Consider the following 21368-nt stretch of genomic DNA (forward strand, 5'->3'; position numbering starts at 1 on the left):
TTTCAGGGGAACGCATTTTCGGTGTGTTCCCCTTGGTTATTTTAGGCGTTACCCGATAGTCATCAAGCTGGCATTGCCCCCCGCAGCGGCAGTGTTAATGCTCAGCGAATGTTCATGTAGCAGACGTTCTAACAAGAGGTTAGTTTCTCCACGGGCAAAACCTTGTACGGAGATAATGGGGCCTCTACGTTGGGCGATCTGTTCGCAGACTTGACGGAGTTGATCAGAATCGCCGTGGTAAATGACAGCGTCGAATGCCGTATCTTCACTCTGCCAGTCTTGAACCAGATTGATTGCTTTACGGACGTTATCTGGCAATTGACGGAATAGTTGCTGGTGCATTTCATCATTTTGCCAGAGTAATTGACAGCCAACAGACAATGTTGCGGCCAGTTGGGTCAAGGTATCTTGCTGATTATCCGCCAGACACAATACCTGACCACGAGGTAACAGGGTGTAAGTATTGCGTTCACCTGTAGGCCCAGGTAATAGGCGAGTTGTGCCACCTTGTGCGAGTAGTTTGTACTGCTGAATTAACTGATTCAGCTCTTCGTTGTGCTGATTGGTAGCCCATTTCGTCAATGCATCAAATGGAGCCATCAGTGTCGAACGAGCATTGGCGTCCAGTGAATATTCAGTATCTTGACGTTCCAGCGTCTGATTAATGGCATTCTGAGGGCGGCAAGAGAGTAATCGATATAAATAGAGTGGACCACCCGCTTTCGGGCCTGTACCGGATAAGCCTTCACCACCAAACGGTTGTACGCCAACAACAGCACCGACCATATTGCGGTTAACATACAAGTTACCTACTTTCGCTTTCGCGGTAACCTGTGCAATCGTTTCATCAATACGGGTATGTACACCTAGTGTCAGGCCGTAGTTGGAGTCGTTAATTTGATCCAGCAATGTATCCAGTTCACTACGTTTAAAACGGACAACATGTAGAACAGGGCCGAAGATCTCTTTTTTCAGCTCATCAAAGCTTTCCAGTTCAATTAGCGTTGGTTTAACAAAGGTGCCTTGTTCCCACTCTTTACTGTCAACCGTATTGCTGTGCGCTGCCTGGTAAATCGTGCGTCCTTTAGTGCGCATTGCCTGAATATGGCGATCGATACCGGCTTTGGCATCAGCATCAATGACTGGTCCGATATCGGTAGAAAGACGTTCAGGATTACCCATCCGGCATTCAGACATTGCTCCTTTCAGCATGGTAATGGTTCGTTCTGCCACATCTTCCTGAATGCAAAGAATGCGTAAGGCAGAGCAACGTTGACCTGCACTGTCAAAAGCAGAAGCGACGACATCAGTAACAACTTGTTCTGTGAGAGCAGAAGAATCAACAATCATTGCATTCAGGCCACCGGTCTCGGCAATGAGAGGTGTTGGTCGTCCTTGCGCATCAAGTCGTCCGGCAATATTGCGTTGTAACAGACCAGCAACTTCAGTGGAGCCGGTAAACATCACCCCGCGTACCCTTTCATCACCAACCAGAAGAGAGCCAACGGTTTCACCTCGGCCAGGTAATAATTGCAATACGCCATGGGGAATACCAGCTTGCTGTAGTATCTTGACCGCAATTGCTGCAATTAATGAGGTCTGTTCCGCTGGTTTTGCTAAGACACTGTTTCCGGCAGCCAGCGCAGCAGCTATCTGTCCAGTGAAAATAGCCAATGGGAAGTTCCATGGGCTGATACATACAACGGGTCCCAGTGGACGATGGGTATCATTAGCGAAATCATGGCGAACTTGCCCGGCATAATAATGGAGGAAATCGACAGCTTCGCGTACTTCCGCAATCGCATTATTAAAGGTTTTACCTGCTTCTCGAACCAGAATACCCAACAGCAGTTGCATCTGGTTTTCCATCAATTCAGCAGCACGAATCAGAATTGCTGCTCGTTCTGATGGCGGAGTCGCAAACCAGATTGCTCCAGCTTCTGTTGCGACATCCAGCGCATGACCAACTTCCTGCTCAGTTGTTTCACGAACATGACCAACGATATCCAGAGGCTCAGCCGGATTAATGACCGGTTTAGCTACGGGTAACTCACCTTGATGGTAATAATGACCGCCTAGTAATGGTTCGCTATACCGTTCTTCGGTAGCAGAACTGAGTAAGGCACTGGAAAGAGAAGCTAAGCGATGCTCGTTGGAAAGATCCAAACCGGCTGAGTTTGCGCGATCTTTGCCATACAGGTTGTAAGGCAGAGGGATTTTCGGATGAGGGAGGCCAATTTGACCTTCGGTTTCAGCCAGTTTTTGAATTTTTTTCACTGGATCAGCAACCAGTTCATCCAGTGGTAGTGTGGTATCGGCGATACGGTTGACGAAGGAGGTGTTAGCACCATTTTCCAGCAGACGACGGACGAGGTAGGCCAACAACGTTTCATGAGTGCCTACTGGCGCATAAATGCGACATGGGCGGTTTAATTTGCCATTAGCGATTTTCCCGACCACTTGTTCGTATAGTGGTTCTCCCATGCCATGCAAGCATTGGAATTCATATTGACCCGGGTAATAGTTTTGACCGGCCATATGATAAACAGCAGATAAAGTATGAGCATTGTGGGTAGCGAACTGGGGGTAAATCAGATTTGGCACTGACAATAGTTTGCGGGCACAAGCCAGATAAGAAACATCGGTATAAACTTTACGGGTGTAAACTGGATAGCCTTCCAGCCCATCTATTTGAGCACGCTTAATTTCGCTATCCCAGTAGGCGCCTTTTACCAGTCTCACCATCAGGCGGCGACGGCTGCGCTGTGCCAAATCAATTATCGTGTCAATAACAAATGGGCAGCGTTTCTGATAAGCCTGAATAACGAAACCAATGCCATTCCAGCCAGCCAGTTGTGGCTCAAAACAGAGTTTTTCCAGCAAATCAAGAGAGATTTCCAGACGATCCGCTTCTTCTGCATCAATATTGATACCAATATCATATTGACGTGCCTGTAATGTCAGGGAAAGCAGACGTGGATACAGCTCGTCCATTACTCGCTCGTATTGAGCACGGCTATAACGCGGATGCAGGGCGGAAAGCTTAATGGAAATCCCAGGTCCTTCATAAATGCCTCGGCCATTAGATGCCTTACCGATAGCATGAATCGCCTGTTGGTAAGAAACCATATAATCTTGGGCATCTTTCTCAGTTAAAGCGGCTTCACCTAGCATGTCATAGGAGTAGCGGAACCCTTTTTCTTCCAATTTACGTGCACTTGCCAGCGCTTGATCGATAGTTTCACCTGTCACAAACTGTTCACCCATCAGACGCATTGCCATATCTACGCCTTTACGCACTAATGGTTCACCACTTTTGCTGATAATACGATTCAGTGAATTAGAAAGTTTGGCTTCGTTATGGGTAGAAACCAGTTTTCCGGTAAATAGCAGCCCCCATGTTGCTGCATTGACAAACATAGATGAACTTTGGCCCAAATGAGAATGCCAGTTACCATTACTGATTTTATCGCGGATCAGCGCGTCACGGGTGGCTTTGTCAGGAATACGAAGCAGGGCTTCCGCAAGACACATCAGGGCAACACCTTCCTGAGATGAAAGTGAAAATTCCTGCAACAGCCCTTGAACTAAACCTGAGCGGCCAACGCTGTTTTTCTGGTTACGCAATTTTTCTGCAATGCTATAGGCTAGCTTGTGGGTTGCTTGTGCCTGCTCTTCTGGCAATTGCGCCTGTTGTAGCAGCATTGGAACTGCTTGTGTTTCTGGCAGACGATAGGCAGCAGTGATTGCAGAACGTTTTACTGATTGAGGCAGGATATGCTCGGCGAAGTCGAGGAAAGGTTGATGAGAGGAATCTATTATTGCAGTTTCTTCTCCCGTTATCTTCTCTTCAAGATCTTGGCTGGAAGATAACTCAGTAATCTGCTCGTCATTTTCAAGACGTTCAAGGTAATTAAAAATAGCTTGTTTAATCAGCCAGTGTGGAGTGCGGTCAATCCGTTGTGCCGCAGCTTTAATGCGATCACGAGTTGCCTCATCAAGCTTCACGCCCATTGTTGTACTACCCATCCTCGCTCCTTTAATAGGTAAGGTTTATCTAATTTGCATGATAATATCTGATATGTTGCAACTTTGTGCAACCTTATGCAAATTGCTTGTTTTGTTTTTGTGAAATTAATCCATTTATTATAATTAGACGGGTATATTTGTTATTGTGACTTTATCTAATTGATATATATTGGTTTAACATTTTATGGCTAACACTAGAGTGGAATCATGAAATGGTTAAAAAATACAACCTTTAAATCAAATAAATGTGATTCAGCAAACGTTTCTTGTAAAAAATGGCGTTAATTAGTTGTTAAATTACCTAGTGCTAATCTAGGATTCATTGTAACTTTTTAATTGGTTACAAAAAAAATTATTTCAATTTAGAATTATAAATCATCTTTAGGTGCAATCAGGTGCAACGTTCCTGAACCTGACAGGGAAAACTCTGTGTACCCAGGAGAACTGCGGCTTTGCAAACACAGATAAACTATGGAGAACCTGCATGACAGTAAATACACCAATGCTAATCACCTTTATTGTCTATATTACTGGGATGTTGTTGATAGGCTTTTTAGCTTATCGCTCGACCAAAAATTTTGATGATTATATCTTAGGGGGAAGGCGATTAGGTAGCGTGGTAACGGCTTTGTCTGCCGGTGCTTCGGATATGAGTGGTTGGCTATTGATGGGCTTACCTGGCGTTGTTTATTTCGCGGGTGTTTCAGAAAGCTGGATAGCTATTGGTCTTGCGTTAGGCGCTTATCTTAACTGGAAACTGGTTGCAGGCAGGTTACGGATTCAGACGGAAGTCAATAACAATGCTTTGACACTGCCAGACTATTTCACCAGTCGTTTTGAAGATAACAGCAAGATCCTGCGTATTATTTCTGCACTTGTTATCTTGATTTTCTTCACCATCTATTGTGCTTCTGGCGTTGTTGCCGGAGGTTTATTATTTGAAAGCACTTTTGGTATCAGTTATCAGAAAGCCATGTGGCTTGGGGCAGCAGCAACGATTGCTTACACTTTCCTCGGTGGCTTCTTGGCGGTCAGTTGGACAGATACTGTTCAGGCTTCATTAATGATTTTTGCTCTTATCTTGACCCCAGTTATCGTTATTTTCTCCGTTGGTGGCATTGATACCTCGCTTACTCTGATAGCAGCGAAAAATCCAGCTTATTTGGATATGTTTAAGGGATTGAACTTTATCGCTATTATCTCGTTATTGGGTTGGGGACTGGGTTATTTTGGTCAGCCACATATTTTGGCGCGTTTTATGGCGGCAGATTCCCATCACACTATCCGTAAAGCTCGTCGTATTAGTATGACTTGGATGGTGTTATGTTTGGCTGGAACTATTGCGGTTGGTTTCTTCGGTATTGCTTATTTTGAAATGCATTCTGACCTGTCTGGCCCGGTAGCTGCCAATCGTGAGCGTATCTTTATGGAATTGGCGGTTATTCTGTTTAATCCGTGGATAGCAGGTATTTTATTATCAGCTATTCTGGCTGCGGTCATGAGTACTTTGAGTTGTCAGCTGTTGGTGTGTGCCAGTGCATTGACAGAAGATCTTTATAAGCCTTTTATCCGTAAATCTGCTAGCCAGAAGGAGTTGGTGTGGGTGGGGCGTTTTATGGTTCTGTTGGTGGCAGTTATCGCTATGGTAATAGCAACTAACCCTGAAAATAAGGTATTGGCTCTGGTCAGTAATGCATGGGCTGGATTTGGTGCAGCGTTTGGTCCGGTTGTGTTGATTTCTGTTACTTGGAAACGTATGACACGTAATGGTGCATTAATCGGGATGTTGGTTGGGGCAGGCACGGTATTAGTATGGATGAAGTACCAATGGTTTGGACTGTATGAAATTATTCCTGGCTTTATCTTTGCTTCTATTGCGATTGTCATTGTCAGCTTGCTGGGTAAAGCGCCGGGCAGAGAAACGCAACAGCGTTTCATTGATGCTGAGGTGCAATACAAAACTAAGTGAATTGAAATAGGTAAAAAAGTGTGAAGGCGAAATGCCTTCACACTCTAACGAGCGTTATTAGCTTTTCAGTTTTTTAGTGATCTTAGCGACATGTTCCCCCTGATAACGGGCGATTTTCAATTCGTTTTCATTGGGGAAGCGTGAACCGTCACCGCCAGCGAAAGTACTGGCACCATAAGGGGTTCCCCCTTGCGACTGTGAAATATCCCCGATTTCAGGAATACCATAACCAATCGGTATGATAATAAAGCCGTGGTGGGCGAGTGTTGTCCAGGTTGAAGTAATGGTCATTTCCTGACCACCGCCAACACCTGTGGAAGTGAATACGCTGGCGACTTTGCCGTGCAGTTTACCTTCGGCCCACAAGCTGCCTGTCTGGTCTAAAAAGTTTCTCATTTGGCCGGCCATATTACCAAAGCGGGTTGGGGTGCCGATGATAATTGCATCATAGTCAACCAGCTCCTGTGTGGATGCAATCGGAGCGGATTGATCCGTTTTACCACCTGCTTTGGTAAATGTTTCTGGTGGGATGGTTTCTGGTACGCGTTTAATGGTGACTTCTACATCAGAGACTTTTTTGGCGCCCTCTGCAACTGCGGATGCCAGCGTTTCAATATGTCCATACATGGAATAATAAAGTACAAGAATTTTAGTCATATTACTTGCTCCAACAAGGTTAAAAAGTGGCTGCGAAGTTTACAATAACGGCAGCCGTCATTTAAATTCATCAATATTATTGATGTAATAAGGCGAAATTACCTTATTTTGTAAGAAAGATTTTCTTAACCGGTAGAGTAAGTGTAGCGGTAATTTAGTCGCTTGCAGCAATAAAAAAGACCTGTGGAGTATTATTCCCACAGGTCATATAGGTATTAAAAACTTGAATAAGTTAGTTGTACAAACGTGTTCTACGTTTTTTTACAATTTGAAAGCCAATAATTAAAACCAGAAACCAAACAGGTGTGATAATTAATGCCTGACGAGTATCATCTCGTAAAGTGAGTAGTATCAGAACAAATGCAAAAAATGCCAGACAGACCCACGACATGATAATACCCAGTGGCATTTTATAGATTGAAGCTTTATGTAATGCAGGGCGACGTTTCCGGTAAACCAGATATGAACATAGGATCATACTCCAGATAAACATAAACAGAATGGCTGAAACGGTGGTTACTAGGGTAAATACATGCATAACATCAGGAATTAAATAAATCAGCACGACACCACAAGATAAACATAAACAGGTAAAAATTAACCCCGATGCAGGCACTGAACGGCGTGAAAGGCGGCTGAATTGCTGTGGTGCATCACCTTCTTTTGCTAGTCCAAATAGCATACGGCTGGTGGAGAAAACCCCGCTATTTGCTGAAGATGCAGCAGAAGTCAATACCACAAAGTTCACGATACTTGCAGCAGCAGGTAAACCAATCAGCACAAACAGCTCAACAAAAGGACTTTTGTCTGCAATGATTGAACGCCATGGCGTGACTGACATAATAATTATGAGTGCCAGCACATAGAAGGTGATAATACGGATTGGAATGGCATTAATTGCTCTGGGAAGTGATTTCATTGGGTCCTTAGTTTCTGCGGCAGCAGTACCTACTAATTCAATTCCCACGAAAGCAAATATGGCTATTTGGAATCCGGCAAAAAATCCATTTAATCCTGTGGGAAAGAATCCTCCGTCATTCCATATATTTGCCAGTGAAGCGGTATGGCCGGCTGGAGATTGAAAATGCATACCGATCAGAACAGCGCCTGTCACAATTAAAGCAACAATGGCAACGATTTTAATCATAGCGAACCAGAATTCCATTTCTCCGAATAATTTTACGGTTGCTAGATTAAGCGCTAGCAGCAACGAAACACAGAGTAGGGAAGTAGCCCATTGTGGGAAATCGGGTTGCCAATAACTGATATATGAAGTGATGGCTACCACATCGGCGATACCGGTAATAACCCAGCAGAACCAATAAGTCCAACCGACAAAAAAACCTGCCCAAGGCCCCAGTAAATCCGCAGCAAAGTCACTGAATGATTTATATTGCAGGTTTGAGAGCAGTAATTCGCCCATTGCGCGCATCACGAAGAACAACATGAAACCGATAATCATATAAACGAATATAATCGATGGTCCGGCAAGGGAGATTGTTTTTCCTGAACCCATAAACAGCCCGGTGCCAATAGCACCACCGATAGCAATAAGTTGTATATGTCGGTTGCTCAGATTGCGTTGCAACTGCGTTTCCCCGGTTTTAGCGGAAAGTGAAGTGTTTATATTTTCTGCCATAGTATATAGTATCCAATATTTTCATTTTCTTAGGTAAATTGTCACGGCTCTTTAAGTGGCCTTATATTAGCGGTGTTTGCGAAAAGATTGTGACACAAATTACTATAATAATGACAGCTTGATTTCATCTTAAAAACAAATTGGTTACAATTTAACTCATCAGTATCCTTAAAATTGAATATGAATTATTCGCTTAGAAAAAAATAGTTATACCCAATGGATTTCAAGATGGATCGAGACGGCAAGGGAGCGAATCCCCGGGAGCATAGATAACACTGTGACCGGGAGTGAGTGCAGCCAACAAATAACGGGTCAATAATAATATTGACGATAGCTGTGTATGAGATAATAATTGTTCATATGGGTTGTTAGCTCAGTCGGCAGAGCAGTTGACTCTTAATCAATTGGCCCGGGGTTCGAGCCCCCGACAACCCACCAGTTAAATCTAGGATGCCTAAGAGTGGTATTTAAGAGCATTAATAGAGATTATATATAGATTTGTCATTATAAGATAAATCTTGTCTGTTATGTTTATACCCAATGGATTTCAAGATGGATCGCGACGGCAAGGGAGCGAATCCCCGGGAGCATAGAGAACTCTGTGACCGGGGTAAGAGAGTGCAGCCAACAAAGAGGCAACTTGAAAGATAACAGGTATATGTCGTAAGTATCTAAGGATTAAGCCCCATTTTCTTATTTGGTAGAATGGATGTTTCCATAATAATGATGATATCAGACAGACAACATCGAAAGTAAAATAGACAAACAGCATGAATGCAGCAAAGAACCAGTAATATAAGGCTTTATTTCTGGTTTCATGGTTCAGGATATCAAGTAATTCTTTCGTGGTGTTTTTACCGTGAGTGATTTTTACAGAAAGCACTATTTAACACCCTGAGAAATAATAAAAAAGCCCTCAAATAATGAGAGCTAAACAGGCGAAAATATGAGAGAAGAATATTTATAAAATTTTTACTCACATAATTTAATGTCTTTGACATAAGTTGTAGGTGACATCCATGAGATTTTATCACACACCAAATAGCCATCATTGTTTAACTTATAACCAACATAAAAAGAGATAGGAAAGCTAACGATGAATGATGCAATCATCAGCATGGTTAAGTATCTGATAATAGGCTTATTAAATTTAGGCAATCGATCAAAAACAAAGAAAAATATAGAACCAGATATAGCATAAAATATTAAAGGAAATGAAATGAAATGAAATGAAATACATAACAATAGTTCCGGAAAATATTATTTTTTCTTTCATTAAAATCAATGAAAAAATACAGTCACTCACTAAGTACATTACAGATGTAACTATTAGTAATAATATTATTCCGTATGAAATTTTTACATGCTTATTATTCACTTTATTTTACCTAATCGGTTAAATACATGCTGTAAATTTCCTTCCGGTGACTTTGGTTTTCTTTTCATTTCTTCTTTGATTAGTTCTATTAATTTTTTACTTATTCCATATTTTGCCTCTAGAATTTCTAAACTAATCGCAATCATAATGAGAGCTAAATAGGCTAGGCGAAAATATGAGAGAAGAATATTTATAAAATTTTTACTCACATAATTTAATGTCTTTGACATAAGTTGTAGGCGACATCCATGAGATTTTATTACATACCAAATAGCCATCATTGTTTAATTGATTACTTACCCAGAAAGATATTGGAAGACTGATAATAAAAGAAATAACCATAATAGAACCTAAGAATTTGATATACAACATATGATTATTAGGCAGTTTATTAAAAATAAAATAAAAAAATAAAGATGTAAAATAATACAAAACGAGTGGAAATGAAAAGAAGCAAATAAAAATTATACTAGAAAATACTATCTCATCTTTCATTACTAATAATGAGTGAATATTGTTAAAAACAATATAATACCCAAATAAAATAATAAAACAAACAAAGATACCACAAATTATACGTATAATCTTTTTATCTGCCATATTTTACCCATATTGTTGAATATATTCTGTAAATCAACTTCAGGTGTCCTGGGTTTTCTTTCCATTCCATCCTTTATCAATTTGATGACTTTCAGACTGATTCCATATTTCTTATCGATATACTCCAAAGTGATGGCAGCAAGAAAACCAACAATTAAAACAATTCCTGCAGCGACAATAACACTTCCACCAACTACAGCTATAGCTGATATAAATGAGCCAGCAGCCTAAGAAGTAGCTGCTATAATGGCAGTTTTAGCCATGTATGGTATTATCACTTAATACTTTTTCTAACCTTATGGCATCAAAGAATTCATGTTGAGGTTTTAACTGATTAATACCTACATTACCCTTTAAAAAATCCCCCATGTAACCTTCTACACTGGGATTATATTTCTTATACGTCATATTCCCTCCTTACATTAGTTTAATGTTACTCATTTTAACATCTTCGTTGATATAACCAGTAAGGTCAACAAAAATAATTTAATTCTTGTTAGAATATACCTTCAATAAAACCCTCTTTCATCCTTCAACTGTGCCCCAGTAAAGATATGTAAAGGCGAATAGAGGACATACTTAACACTAAAATTTTATATAGGGTAAGTTACAAATCTCTGTATTCAGGAACACCCGGAGGTCACTCTTTAGTTTCATCATCTAAATTAATATTGTGAAAATAACCTTGTTTAGTTCTGGCTTTGCTTAATAAAAGATTCGTAATATGTTAAATCGATTTCGAGTTACTTTTTTGGGGGAACGATGAATTTATTTTGCTGATATGCAGAATTGAATCGAAATTTCTAAATAAATCACCAAGGCTATATATTCAGCCTTGATGATTCTATAATCTTTTTATTGACTAAATTAGAAACGGTAGCCGACGGTTACATTAAAACCATTAGTGGAGAGTTTGCTTTCCCCGCCATATTCTTTGGTATTAAAGCGGCTACCTTCATAACCAACTGTAACGGATGTGTTGGTTGTCGGATTGACAATTAAACCTGCTCCCCAGCCTAAAGCATTATTATTTATTTCTGCTTTCTCAGTGTACCCATTTCCATAGGTGGCGGAGAGTTTTACATTAATTCTGGATAACCCCAGTTGGCTATATAAGCTAACATAATCATTAATTCTATAAGTCGGACCAGTCATCAAAGAGTAATACTTAGTATCAAGTTTAGGGTATTCTTCTGTCTCTTTTTCATCCCCTTTAGCAAAGGTAAATGATGATAACAGTCCCCATTGATCATCCAATTCATATCGATAACTCAATGTCGCACCGTTTAGTGCTTTAATATCTTGTGGTTTCACATAGGCATAGCCGATAGAAACAGTATGTTGTTCAGCTTGAGCAGGTAAGGTTATTGCACATGCAGAGAAAATAATGCCACAGCTTAGTAAAAATTTTTGCATTTAATCACACTCTATATAATTTCGTAATGAATTACTTTGTTACTATTTAAAGACTTGTTTACCAACGAATATAATAAATATCACAAATTAAATCATTAGTATATATTTTTCGATAAAATTAAGGTCTTATACACGATTCACTAACTATTATTACTACTTTCTTCTTTGAGGATATTTCTGGAGTAATTTTGCTTTATTAGTATAAATAATCGCTTTATTGTTTCAATATTCATCAATTGTTAACTTTGGAATTTTTCTTTCTTTGCTTACCGATAATTATTCATACTAAATATTCCACATTTTTATATTAAGAAAAACACGCGTTTCTGTTTTCTATTCCAATAGTAACTAGTGAAATTAAATTTTTGGCGCTTACTATGATAAGTGAAAAAGGTAAGTTGTTTTTTGCACATTTCAGTGTGCGTGGTAGGAATACACCCAGATACAATTAAAGATTAATGAGTTAAAGTTATTTGAGTATTTTTGCGCCATATGAAATATAATTATTTGATTTTATATGAATTAATTGTAATGTGTTATTTTTCATATAATACTTATCTTATTTAAATTATTGTGTCTAACATTAGATTGGTTACTATTAATAAAATAATAAACATTATATTAAGATGATAGTTTATATAATAAATGATTATTTCCGGGTAATAGCGGTGAAGTGTTTTTACATAAATACATATATTTCATTGAGTTTGTGAACGCTGACATTATAAGGGGTTATTTATTTGTATGGCATACCTATTATGCTTTTATACCCGTTATCTCTCAAGTTGCTATTTTGTTGGTTGCTTTCACTTACCCCAGTCACATAGTTATCTATGCATCTTGGGGATGCGTTCACTTGCCGCCGCGCTGCAATTTGAAATCTATTGGGTATATTGCAATTAATCAGAGAAATGAATGACAAGATGCTGACTAATTTTGTTGTTGGGTAACAAAAAATTCACATATAACACAATAAACAAAGGTTAATAATATCGTGAAAAATAAAAATTATATTATTTCAGAGGACGGGCTTTCACCTAATTTTGAAATTGAATACCAACGGATTATCGAATGGTTTTTTAGCCGAAATTCTAATAAGTGGCCTATATTTCATGAACAGGAGATGAAGAAAATTATTGAGTTTAGAGGGAGGAATCTTCATCCGTTGAAACGTGTTGATGCCTATCCTGAGGGTAGTTTTTTGTTAGAAAAGATAAAAACCGAGCAACATATACCTGAAACGTATTGTGAACCGGGAGGTAGCCTTGATCCTCTGTTGCTCTTTGCTGTGGCACTGTCAAAAGACTGGGAAAATCCTGGTGCTGTCGAAAATGCTATTGCTATGCCTTGTGATCCCGCCATTTATGGTTCAATGTTATCCCAGCTTGTAAGCCCTAATTTGGTTTATAGCGAGTATGCGGGTATGGCTGAGAAATTAGAAAAAATGGCAGTCAGGCAAATGGCAACATTGGCTGGCTATGATCCTATGGAAGCAACCGGTATTTTCACACAAGGGGGAACTTTTTGTAATTTGTATGGGTATCTTTTAGGGATCAGAAAATCATTACCAAATGCCCGGCTTACCGGTCTCGATTCCGGTGATGATTATTGTATTATTAATTCACAGGGAGGACATTATTCAAATATGACGAATTTATCCCTGCTAGGTGTAGATATTAAACATAAAACGATACGAATTAGGATTACGTCCTCTAATGAGATTGATTTGGCCCATTTGGAACACCAAATGCGTGCATGTTTTAACGTTAATTGTTTGATTCCGACAATTATGCTTACATTGGGAACGACGGATACGTTTGCAGTTGATAGGGTAAAACTAATTTATGACTTACGTAATCGCTTATGTGAAGAATATGGCATAAAAATTAAACCGCATATTCATGCAGATGCAGCTATTGGTTGGTCAATGTTGTTCTTTGCTGATTATGATTTTGAATCAAACCCGCTGTCAATAAATGAAAGCACTTTACAAGGTATAAAAAATAATAGGGACAAGTTTCAGGAAATTAAATATACCGACTCATTTACCATAGATTTTCATAAATGGGGATATGTGCCTTATATTTCCAGCTTAGTGATGATAAAAGATAAATCCGATCTGAAAACATTGGAGAATGAACCACAGCATTTCTCTTATTTTGAGAATGATATGCAAGAGAAAACACATTTACAATCAACAATTGAATGTACTCGGGGTGCCGCAGGAATTTTTGGTGCTGTCTCTGCTTTAACCTATATGGGAAAGAAAGGATACCAGGTTATTTTGGCGCACTGTTTACAAAATGCCAATTATTTCAGAAAGTGTTTGCAAGATTTAGGCTATGTTAAGCTTATTGCACCAGCGAATCAGGGGCCAAGTGTTGGATTTAAGATTTATAATCCTAAGATTATAACTGATGTTGATATAGCATTTGAGTATGAGCTGACATGCATGGATTCTCAGGATGCTATGAATTTTATGCAAAGTAATTATCAGTTTCATCGAAGAATATTTACCAATAGGGATAAAATTGGGTTATTTACCAATTGGGTTGAATTTATTACCCGTTCTGAATATGACTCAAAGGGGGATTTTTCTTATATTCCAGGTGAGAAGGCGGTGTTTATAAACCCAATGACAACCAGGGCGGATATTGATAGATATATTGATAGCCTAATTGAAAACGTACCTTCTTGAAAAGGTAGACACATGACTACAATATAATTACCAAGGATTAAACTTAAATTGATAAGGCTGAGCTTTGTAGGGAACAGAGTTCAGCCTTTTTCGTAGTAACTATATTGGGATCTATACCCAATAGATTTCAAGATGGATCGCGACGGCAAGGGAGCGAGTTCCCGGGAGCATAGATAACGATGTGACTGGGGTGAGTGCAGCCAACAAAGAGGCAACTTGAAAGATGAAGGGTATAATGGCGATTAGCTATCGCCACTTGGAAAAAAGGGATGGTTGTACCTATTTAATGACCGATGGTATTCTTTATTCGTCTATGATTGATTTCAACCATTGAATAAATGCATTGACTTTTTCATTCTGTTGCTGGGGAAGGGTACAGGTATAGTAATATTGTTTACATAGCACTTCGGTATTGGGAAAAGGGGCTACTAATTCTTTGCTTTTAATTTTTTCCCCAATCATGTTTTTTCTGCCCATGGCAATACCAGCATGGTGTATTGCGGCGACCGCAGCTAAATCAGAACGGTCAAATACTATACATTTTTGTGATGGATCTAGGGTAATACCAAAATGTTCTGTCCAGGTATCCCACTCTTTTGTATCAGAATCGTAGCTCCATGCTTGTTTGTCATGCAATAATGTGCAGTATTGTAAATTATCGATATTTCCCATCAGGTTATATTTTTCGGCATATTGTGGACTACAGACCGGGGTAATATATTCACTCATCAAATACTGATGGGATAATTCATCGGACATAATATCATCAAAATAAATTGCTAAATCTATACCATAACCGCGGAAATTTACATTTTCGTTACCAACCAAGATGTTCAGATTAATGGATGGATAGAGCTGGTTAAAATCAGCCAATTTGGGCACTAACCAACATTGGGTAAAGGTAGGACGGGAGTAGATAGTTAGGTTTCCTGATAACTCTTGGTTTTTTATCTCCAGAATTTCCTGATTCAGATGTTCCAGTGTTGATTTAATTGTCCAAAATAAACGCTTTCCTTCACAAGTTAATTCAAGCTTTCTGTGAAAACGTTGGAAAAGTTTGAGTCCCAACTCTTGTTCTAGTGAACTGATTCTATGGCTGACAGCGCTGGCACTAATAGCCAATTCATCAGCCGCCTGAACGAAAGAGCAGTGGCGGGCGGCTATCTCAAATGTATGCAGCTTTGATAACTGGCTTCCATTTAGTAACTTATTTACAACCATGAAATTATCATCTGTGTACATATTTATAATGTTTCTTTTTCATCGAAGTGGGATAATACAACCGTATCATCAAGGGTGTATATTTCAGATAGTTTTAGTGATTTAAGTCGCAAATAAAGTGAAAATTTTGATCGGTATCACTGAATTGACTCAACAGAGTTCATGCATGGCTATGTATTGATCATTTGTCAAAAATTGAATATTCATATTCAATAGTGAAAACGCATGTAACGAACAGAGGTTAACTGTGGAGAATGATTAAGTGGATTCACAACCTTGGGTGATTGGTACATTACTTACAAGTATTGTGTTAATTGTATTTACGATAATCAAATTAAAAATTCACCCTTTTCTGGCGTTACTGCTGGCAAGTTTTTATGTTGGCGTATTAATGGGAATGAACCCTGTCAATGTGGTAAGAACCATTGAAGCGGGGATGGGTAGTACGTTGGGTTTTTTGGCCGCAGTCATTGGTTTGGGAACCATTCTGGGCAAGATGATGGAGATATCTGGCGCAGCAGAGCGTATTGGTATCACATTGCAAAAATGCCGATGGCTCTCACCAGATATCATTATGGTACTGATTGGGCTGATTTGTGGTATTACCCTGTTTGTTGAAGTAGGGGTAGTACTGTTGATCCCATTGGCGTTTTCTATTGCCAGGAAAACTAATACGTCATTGTTGAAATTAGCGATTCCGTTGTGTACGGCATTGATGGTGGTTCATTGTATTGTGCCTCCACACCCAGCGGCATTATTTGTTACGAATAAACTGGGCGCGGATATTGGTTCGGTGATTGTTTATGGACTAATAATCGGTTTGTTTGCGGCTTTGATCGGTGGCCCGTTATTCCAGCGATTTCTCGGTAGCCGTTTGCCTTTCAAATCGGTTCCTGATGAGTTTTCTGATATTGAAGTTCGCAGGGAAGAAGATTTACCCTCTTTAGGTATCACATTGTTTACTGTGCTATTGCCAATTGGGTTGATGCTGATTAAAACGTTTGCTGAACTGAATATAGAAAAAGGCACCATATCTTACATGGTGTTAGAATTTATCGGTAATCCTATTACCGCTATGTTTATTGCTGCATTTGTTGCCTATTACACCTTAGGTATTAAACAAAATGTGGGCATGAGTATGCTGTTGACAAAAACAGAAGATTGTTTTGCCTCTATCGCCAATATTTTATTGATTATCGGTGCAGGCGGAGCATTCAATAGCATTCTGAAAGGAAGTGGGATTAGTGATACGTTGGCAGTTATTTTGTCAAATCTGGATATGCATCCAATTCTTTTGTCTTGGTTGGTTGCTATTATCTTGCATGCGGCGGTTGGTTCGGCAACCGTAGCAATGGTGGGAGCAACAGCGATTGTTTCACCCATGCTGCCGTTATATCCAGATATTAGCCCGGCAATCATTACTTTAGCTATTGGTTCCGGTGCTATCGGCTGTACTATTGTTACTGATTCACTGTTCTGGCTGGTTAAGCAATATTGCGGAGCAACGCTCAGTGAAACTTTTAAATATTATACAACCGCAACATTTATTGCATCTGTTGTTGCGTTGGCTGGGACGTTTCTTCTTTCTACCATTGTGTAATGAGAAGAATAATATTTCAGTCGTTGAAAGATAAGAACAAGAAGTGCGAGTGTGTCAATACCAGGGGAGCCTATAAAATAGGTAGCTTTTATAGCTAAAATAAAAAGAAAATTAAATACTAATGTACTAATCAAAATAAGGGGAAGATAAAAAATAAATAAAAAGTGATGTTTTGATATTTTGTAGGAAAATTGTAGTAAACATAACATACTGAAAATAATAATTTTAATAATTAAAAAACTAGCGTTATTTTTTTATATACCTAATAGATTTCAAATTGCTGCGTGGCGGCAAGAGAACGCATCCCCAGGAGCATAGGTAACGATGTGACTGGGGTAAGTGAAAGCAGCCAATAAAGCAGCAACTTGAAGGATGAAGGGTATATACCAGGGAACACCAATCTTGGGTTAACACGCAAATGAAAAGTACAAAGATTCAACAATTACTAAATGAATATCCGTTAGTAAAAAATTTAATGAAATTAGAGGAAATCTTCTGGTTTAACCCTTGCAGTACAACCTTTAAAGAGGGATTACCTTTTGTCGGTTTGGATGCTGATGATGTCAGGGATGCTGAAGCACGCCTGAATCGTTTTGCATCTTATTTATGTAAGGCTTTCCCGGAGACAAAAGCTACGAATGGCATTATTGAATCAGAGATAGTGGCTATTCCCGCAATGCAGAAAACACTGGAACAGTATTATAGTGTTGATATAGCAGGGAAAATTCTGCTTAAGAAAGATAGCCACTTACCAATTTCCGGTTCGATTAAAGCTCGTGGTGGTATTTATGAAGTATTGACTCATGCGGAAAAATTAGCATTACAGGCTGGTTTACTTTCTGAAAATGATGATTACAGCAAACTGTTTTCAGAGGAATTCAGACAGTTTTTTAGCCAATACAGCATTGCCGTAGGCTCTACCGGTAATCTGGGGTTATCCATTGGCATTATAAGTGCAAAACTGGGTTTTAACGTCAGTGTGCATATGTCTGCCGATGCCCGTGAGTGGAAGAAGCAAAAGTTATGTTCACATGGGATTAATGTAGTAGAGCATCAACAAGATTATGGTGTGGCTGTAGCTCATGGGCGTAAAGAAGCGGAATCTGATCCCAACTGTTTTTTTATTGACGATGAAAATTCCAGGACGTTATTTCTGGGATATTCTGTGGCAGGTGGCCGGATCAAAGCACAATTTGAGCAGATGAATATTGTGGTTGATGAAGAGCATCCATTATTCGTTTATCTGCCATGTGGGGTTGGTGGTGGCCCGGGTGGTGTTGCATTTGGGTTGAAACTGGCTTTTGGTGATCATGTGCACTGCATTTTTGCTGAACCTACCCATTCTCCATGTATGTTGTTGGGTGTATATACCGGTCTACATGACAATATCAGTGTACAGGACATCGGTATAGACAATGTCACGGCTGCTGATGGTCTTGCGGTAGGGAGAGCTTCCGGTTTTGTTGGTCGAGCCATGGAGCGTTTGCTTGATGGCTTTTACACTATTAATGATCAAGAAATGTATAACCTGTTGGGTTTACTTAATCGTGATGAGGATATCCAGTTAGAGCCTTCGGCGTTGGCGGGAATGGCGGGGCCTGCTCGTGTTAGTGGAAACTCTAATTATTTAAATAACAAGAACCTTTCAGTAGAAAAGATGAAACAGGCTACGCATTTGGTCTGGGCAACTGGCGGTGGTATGGTGCCCGATGATGAGATGACAAAATACCTGGCTATGGCCAAAATCTAATCGTAAATAATTTAACGGGCTTCAAGCCCAGATTATTTGAAAATGGTGTCTTTCACTGGGGTAATCTGATTGCCAGCATCTGGTTCCTCGGGTTCAGTATCCTGCTGGCTTTCAGTCTATTACTGAAAAACGCTTTGATTTGGTTTCCTACTCTGAAAAGTCATCTCCTTAGTGTTTTTCAAGTTATACCCAATAGATTTCAAATTGCAGCACGGCGGCAAGTGAACGCAGCCAACAAAGCAGCAACTTGAAAGATGAAGGGGATATATTCCCGCCAGCAGTTGGCGGGAATATATCAGTATACTGGTTACTTACATCAAACATTTTTGTAATTAAATGAATGTGTTCCTGAGTATTTCCACAACGGTTCCCAGTAGGATTCTATGAAAGTTTTCACCGCATCTTCTCCCTCAATAAGATAGTTGAACTCTGAAAGATACCCTGGATAGAGATTATCAGAACCAACCACATATAGTTCATCATCAATTATTGTTACTTTTGCATGATTCCCAGGAGCAGGGGGGACTTTGGGATATACCTGCTCAGGACCCCCTGCTTTCATTAAGGACCAGAATGGGCGTCCTATAGCACCTATCTGTGGAGGTCTGTCAGAAAGAGACGGTTCTTTTAGCGTAGCTGTATAAGAATTTTCCTCTGCGGTTGGCCATTTGTATGTAGCACCTTCAATTAACAGATCTTCAGGTACTTTGTCTGTATAGAAAAAAGGGGCAACCTCTATTCTTTTCAGTGCGGCTTGCCTGATTCCATCCGGATCTTCCAGTTTCTCATCGGTATGCTCATCATGTGTCAAATAGTATTTAAATATTTCAAACGTTCTTTTGGCCCCAGAACCAAAAGAATATTGATCACCAGCAGCACCGGCTGCTGCATCAAGTGGCGATACAACAATTTGAACTTCCAGCTCGGGATTGGAAAGTAACGCTTCGATCAACCACCGGCACACATGATGATCTCGCCATTGTTTTTTCCATGCACTGACAAGATCCTGTTGGGACATGCGAATTTTTTTCTTTGCATTCTTTATTATAAACTCTTTCATTATTTCAGAGCCTTTTTTATAATCCGTTCGCATATCAGGCCCAGACCAATATTTACCTACGGACAATATCCTGCTGGCTTTCTTATATTCTGGGTCTTTAGGTGGATTTTTTAGGCATTCTTCTTTTTTTCTGTCTATATATTCAGTAATGTGCTCTTTTTTTAATGGGTCTTCCGGCTTTCCCACAATGCCATTTGCATTAGCCCATCTATTTTCATCTATATCAAAGAATTCTTTGGTTAAGAGGTCTTTATCAGATATCCACATATTATTTAAAAATAATTGTGAGCCTAATGATGCCTCTCCTATAACTTTAACAGAGACATCATGAACCGGAGGGTAATTTTTAAAAAGATCCATATTTAAATTATGGCCCCCGACAAATGACTCAATTCCATCAACTGCGATAATTTTTGTATGATTCCATGTCATTCTGGTATCAGCTTCTGGAATCATTTCCTCTGGTAACAGCTTCTTGTCTAATGATATTTTAAGTCCGTCTACTATCCTGTAAAATCGACCAATCCATATTTCAGGTATACACTCCCAACTATCTCTCCTTTCTTGAATTAGTTTAATAATATCATCCTTCAATGCCAGATATTCAGGAGTACCTTCAAAGTACGAAGCTACACCGTTTAATAAAGATGTCGGTGTTTGAGCGAATAAGAATCTTATCTGAGTTCTGTCCTTCCTGTTTATTTTTTTTGTAAATGCGCTATCAATAGCTGATAGGATAACTTTTCTCCACTCTGCATCCGGGGCATTTAAGGAGGAAATATCACAGCGATAACGCATGTTTTCCAGAATGCTTACAATAGCATCTTCAAATTCCGCTGCTCTTTTAACAGCCTGTGGCATTATCTCTTTTCCAAAAGGAAGCCCCCATATTTGGGGAGTATCAAATATTTTTACATAGTTGATTTCACTTGTTTTATTAAAGTAACCGTCCAGTTTTTTTTGTAAACCATCCAATAAATTCATATATGCATCCTCCGGGCAACAATTTTTTTACATATCAGCCGATAGCCTGCCAGTATCAGGCAAGCTATTTATAATCATAACCAATTTTTGAGGAAGGATGATTAAAAAAGATAAAACTGGGTTTCGCTGCGCCCTTTCTAATGGTGTTAATGAAAAGTCTGCACGAATGGCTGGTAGTTTAGCGAAAAACGCCGTAAACCCTTGCCCAGTGCGGGCGGGGATATAAGGCGAAAAGCCCGTGGGGCTTTCAAGAACACTCAGGCGTTGACTGACTCTGAACGTAGGCTCTGAGTGTTTCGAGCGTTGCCCCTCCGGTGCTACAGACAAAGTACGATCTTGACCACAGCAACCCTGTTTTGCTCTGCAT

General features: G+C 39.6%; 16 protein-coding genes and 1 tRNA gene. 5 read left to right on the top strand and 12 right to left on the bottom strand.

The annotated features are described in order from the left end of the window. Positions 1-48: 48 nt before the first annotated feature. A complete protein-coding gene (putA, locus tag EAE89_RS18050) occupies positions 49-4029 on the bottom strand; it encodes a trifunctional transcriptional regulator/proline dehydrogenase/L-glutamate gamma-semialdehyde dehydrogenase (RefSeq protein ID WP_214086352.1) in 3981 nt (1326 codons plus the stop codon). Between the two features lie 484 nt (positions 4030-4513). On the opposite strand from putA, the gene putP reads away from it, so the two are divergent. Further along, on the top strand, positions 4514-5998 hold the full coding sequence (gene putP / locus EAE89_RS18055; RefSeq protein ID WP_054478165.1) for a sodium/proline symporter PutP: 1485 nt from the start codon (positions 4514-4516) through the stop codon (positions 5996-5998). Positions 5999-6055: 57 nt separating this feature from the next. Here the strand turns inward: putP and wrbA are convergent, their stop codons facing one another. Together wrbA and cycA are read right to left on the bottom strand one after the other, a co-directional pair. Continuing rightward, positions 6056-6655 carry an NAD(P)H:quinone oxidoreductase gene (gene wrbA, locus EAE89_RS18060; RefSeq protein ID WP_214086353.1) on the bottom strand — a complete coding sequence of 200 codons (600 nt, stop codon included), beginning with the start codon at positions 6653-6655 and terminating at the stop codon, positions 6056-6058. Positions 6656-6887: 232 nt separating this feature from the next. Further along, positions 6888-8294, bottom strand: coding sequence for a D-serine/D-alanine/glycine transporter (cycA, locus tag EAE89_RS18065; RefSeq protein WP_054478168.1), 1407 nt, complete (start codon positions 8292-8294; stop codon positions 6888-6890). A 362-nt stretch (positions 8295-8656) separates the two neighbouring features. Here cycA and EAE89_RS18070 point away from each other — a divergent pair. Then, positions 8657-8732, top strand: a tRNA-Lys gene (locus EAE89_RS18070). Positions 8733-8841: 109 nt separating this feature from the next. Here the strand turns inward: EAE89_RS18070 and EAE89_RS18075 are convergent. The 6 genes from EAE89_RS18075 to EAE89_RS18100 form a co-directional block, all read right to left on the bottom strand. Beyond that, positions 8842-9177 (bottom strand): hypothetical protein, encoded by a 336-nt coding sequence (locus EAE89_RS18075; RefSeq protein WP_214086354.1) that lies wholly within the window; start codon positions 9175-9177, stop codon positions 8842-8844. An 89-nt stretch (positions 9178-9266) separates the two neighbouring features. Next, the gene (locus EAE89_RS18080; protein WP_244866593.1) at positions 9267-9539 is read right to left on the bottom strand and encodes a DUF1240 domain-containing protein; all 273 of its coding nucleotides are present in this window, start codon (positions 9537-9539) and stop codon (positions 9267-9269) included. A 129-nt stretch (positions 9540-9668) separates the two neighbouring features. After that, on the bottom strand, positions 9669-9902 hold the full coding sequence (locus EAE89_RS18085; protein WP_054478170.1) for a hypothetical protein: 234 nt from the start codon (positions 9900-9902) through the stop codon (positions 9669-9671). Beyond that, positions 9874-10272: a DUF1240 domain-containing protein gene (locus tag EAE89_RS24430; RefSeq protein ID WP_149616743.1), complete on the bottom strand. Its 399-nt coding sequence runs from the start codon at positions 10270-10272 to the stop codon at positions 9874-9876. Before EAE89_RS24430 ends, EAE89_RS18085 begins: the two co-directional genes overlap by 29 nt. A 255-nt stretch (positions 10273-10527) precedes the next feature. Beyond that, positions 10528-10680, bottom strand: coding sequence for a hypothetical protein (locus EAE89_RS18095; protein ID WP_188093353.1), 153 nt, complete (start codon positions 10678-10680; stop codon positions 10528-10530). A gap of 459 nt (positions 10681-11139) precedes the next feature. Further along, a complete protein-coding gene (locus EAE89_RS18100) occupies positions 11140-11688 on the bottom strand; it encodes an Ail/Lom family outer membrane beta-barrel protein (RefSeq protein ID WP_149616742.1) in 549 nt (182 codons plus the stop codon). 994 nt (positions 11689-12682) lie between these two features. Here EAE89_RS18100 and EAE89_RS18105 point away from each other — a divergent pair. Then, entirely contained in the window at positions 12683-14386 is a 1704-nt protein-coding gene (locus EAE89_RS18105; RefSeq protein ID WP_214086355.1) for a pyridoxal phosphate-dependent decarboxylase family protein, read from the top strand. A 303-nt stretch (positions 14387-14689) separates the two neighbouring features. Here the strand turns inward: EAE89_RS18105 and dsdC are convergent, their stop codons facing one another. After that, complete coding sequence (gene dsdC / locus EAE89_RS18110; RefSeq protein ID WP_054478183.1) at positions 14690-15628, bottom strand: DNA-binding transcriptional regulator DsdC; 939 nt, start codon at positions 15626-15628, stop codon at positions 14690-14692. A 241-nt stretch (positions 15629-15869) separates the two neighbouring features. Between dsdC and dsdX the strand changes: the two genes are divergently transcribed. Together dsdX and EAE89_RS18120 are read left to right on the top strand one after the other, a co-directional pair. Further along, positions 15870-17207, top strand: a complete 1338-nt coding sequence (dsdX, locus tag EAE89_RS18115; protein ID WP_149616741.1) for a D-serine transporter DsdX — start codon at positions 15870-15872, stop codon at positions 17205-17207. 418 nt (positions 17208-17625) lie between these two features. Further along, positions 17626-18957, top strand: coding sequence for a D-serine ammonia-lyase (locus EAE89_RS18120; RefSeq protein WP_214086356.1), 1332 nt, complete (start codon positions 17626-17628; stop codon positions 18955-18957). 316 nt (positions 18958-19273) lie between these two features. On the opposite strand, the gene EAE89_RS18125 is transcribed toward EAE89_RS18120, so the two are convergent. Both EAE89_RS18125 and EAE89_RS18130 read right to left on the bottom strand, forming a co-directional pair. Further along, positions 19274-21001: a phospholipase D-like domain-containing protein gene (locus EAE89_RS18125; protein ID WP_214086357.1), complete on the bottom strand. Its 1728-nt coding sequence runs from the start codon at positions 20999-21001 to the stop codon at positions 19274-19276. 247 nt (positions 21002-21248) lie between these two features. Further along, positions 21249-21368 (bottom strand): transposase (locus EAE89_RS18130; protein WP_214086359.1); only part of this gene is annotated, 120 nt, incomplete at its 5' end.

Source organism: Photorhabdus heterorhabditis (genome assembly GCF_018448905.1).
Lineage (GTDB): Bacteria > Pseudomonadota > Gammaproteobacteria > Enterobacterales > Enterobacteriaceae > Photorhabdus > Photorhabdus heterorhabditis.

What these genes read in the sequence shown, in the direction of transcription:
- putA (WP_214086352.1), bottom strand. Translation starts at nt 4,029, where the DNA reads ATGGGTAGTACAACAATGGGCGTGAAGCTTGATGAGGCAACTCGTGAT.
- putP (WP_054478165.1), top strand. Translation starts at nt 4,514, where the DNA reads ATGACAGTAAATACACCAATGCTAATCACCTTTATTGTCTATATTACT.
- wrbA (WP_214086353.1), bottom strand. Translation starts at nt 6,655, where the DNA reads ATGACTAAAATTCTTGTACTTTATTATTCCATGTATGGACATATTGAA.
- cycA (WP_054478168.1), bottom strand. Translation starts at nt 8,294, where the DNA reads ATGGCAGAAAATATAAACACTTCACTTTCCGCTAAAACCGGGGAAACG.
- EAE89_RS18085 (WP_054478170.1), bottom strand. Translation starts at nt 9,902, where the DNA reads ATGTCAAAGACATTAAATTATGTGAGTAAAAATTTTATAAATATTCTT.
- EAE89_RS24430 (WP_149616743.1), bottom strand. Translation starts at nt 10,272, where the DNA reads ATGGCAGATAAAAAGATTATACGTATAATTTGTGGTATCTTTGTTTGT.
- EAE89_RS18095 (WP_188093353.1), bottom strand. Translation starts at nt 10,680, where the DNA reads ATGACGTATAAGAAATATAATCCCAGTGTAGAAGGTTACATGGGGGAT.
- EAE89_RS18100 (WP_149616742.1), bottom strand. Translation starts at nt 11,688, where the DNA reads ATGCAAAAATTTTTACTAAGCTGTGGCATTATTTTCTCTGCATGTGCA.
- dsdC (WP_054478183.1), bottom strand. Translation starts at nt 15,628, where the DNA reads ATGTACACAGATGATAATTTCATGGTTGTAAATAAGTTACTAAATGGA.
- EAE89_RS18120 (WP_214086356.1), top strand. Translation starts at nt 17,626, where the DNA reads ATGAAAAGTACAAAGATTCAACAATTACTAAATGAATATCCGTTAGTA.
- EAE89_RS18125 (WP_214086357.1), bottom strand. Translation starts at nt 21,001, where the DNA reads ATGAATTTATTGGATGGTTTACAAAAAAAACTGGACGGTTACTTTAAT.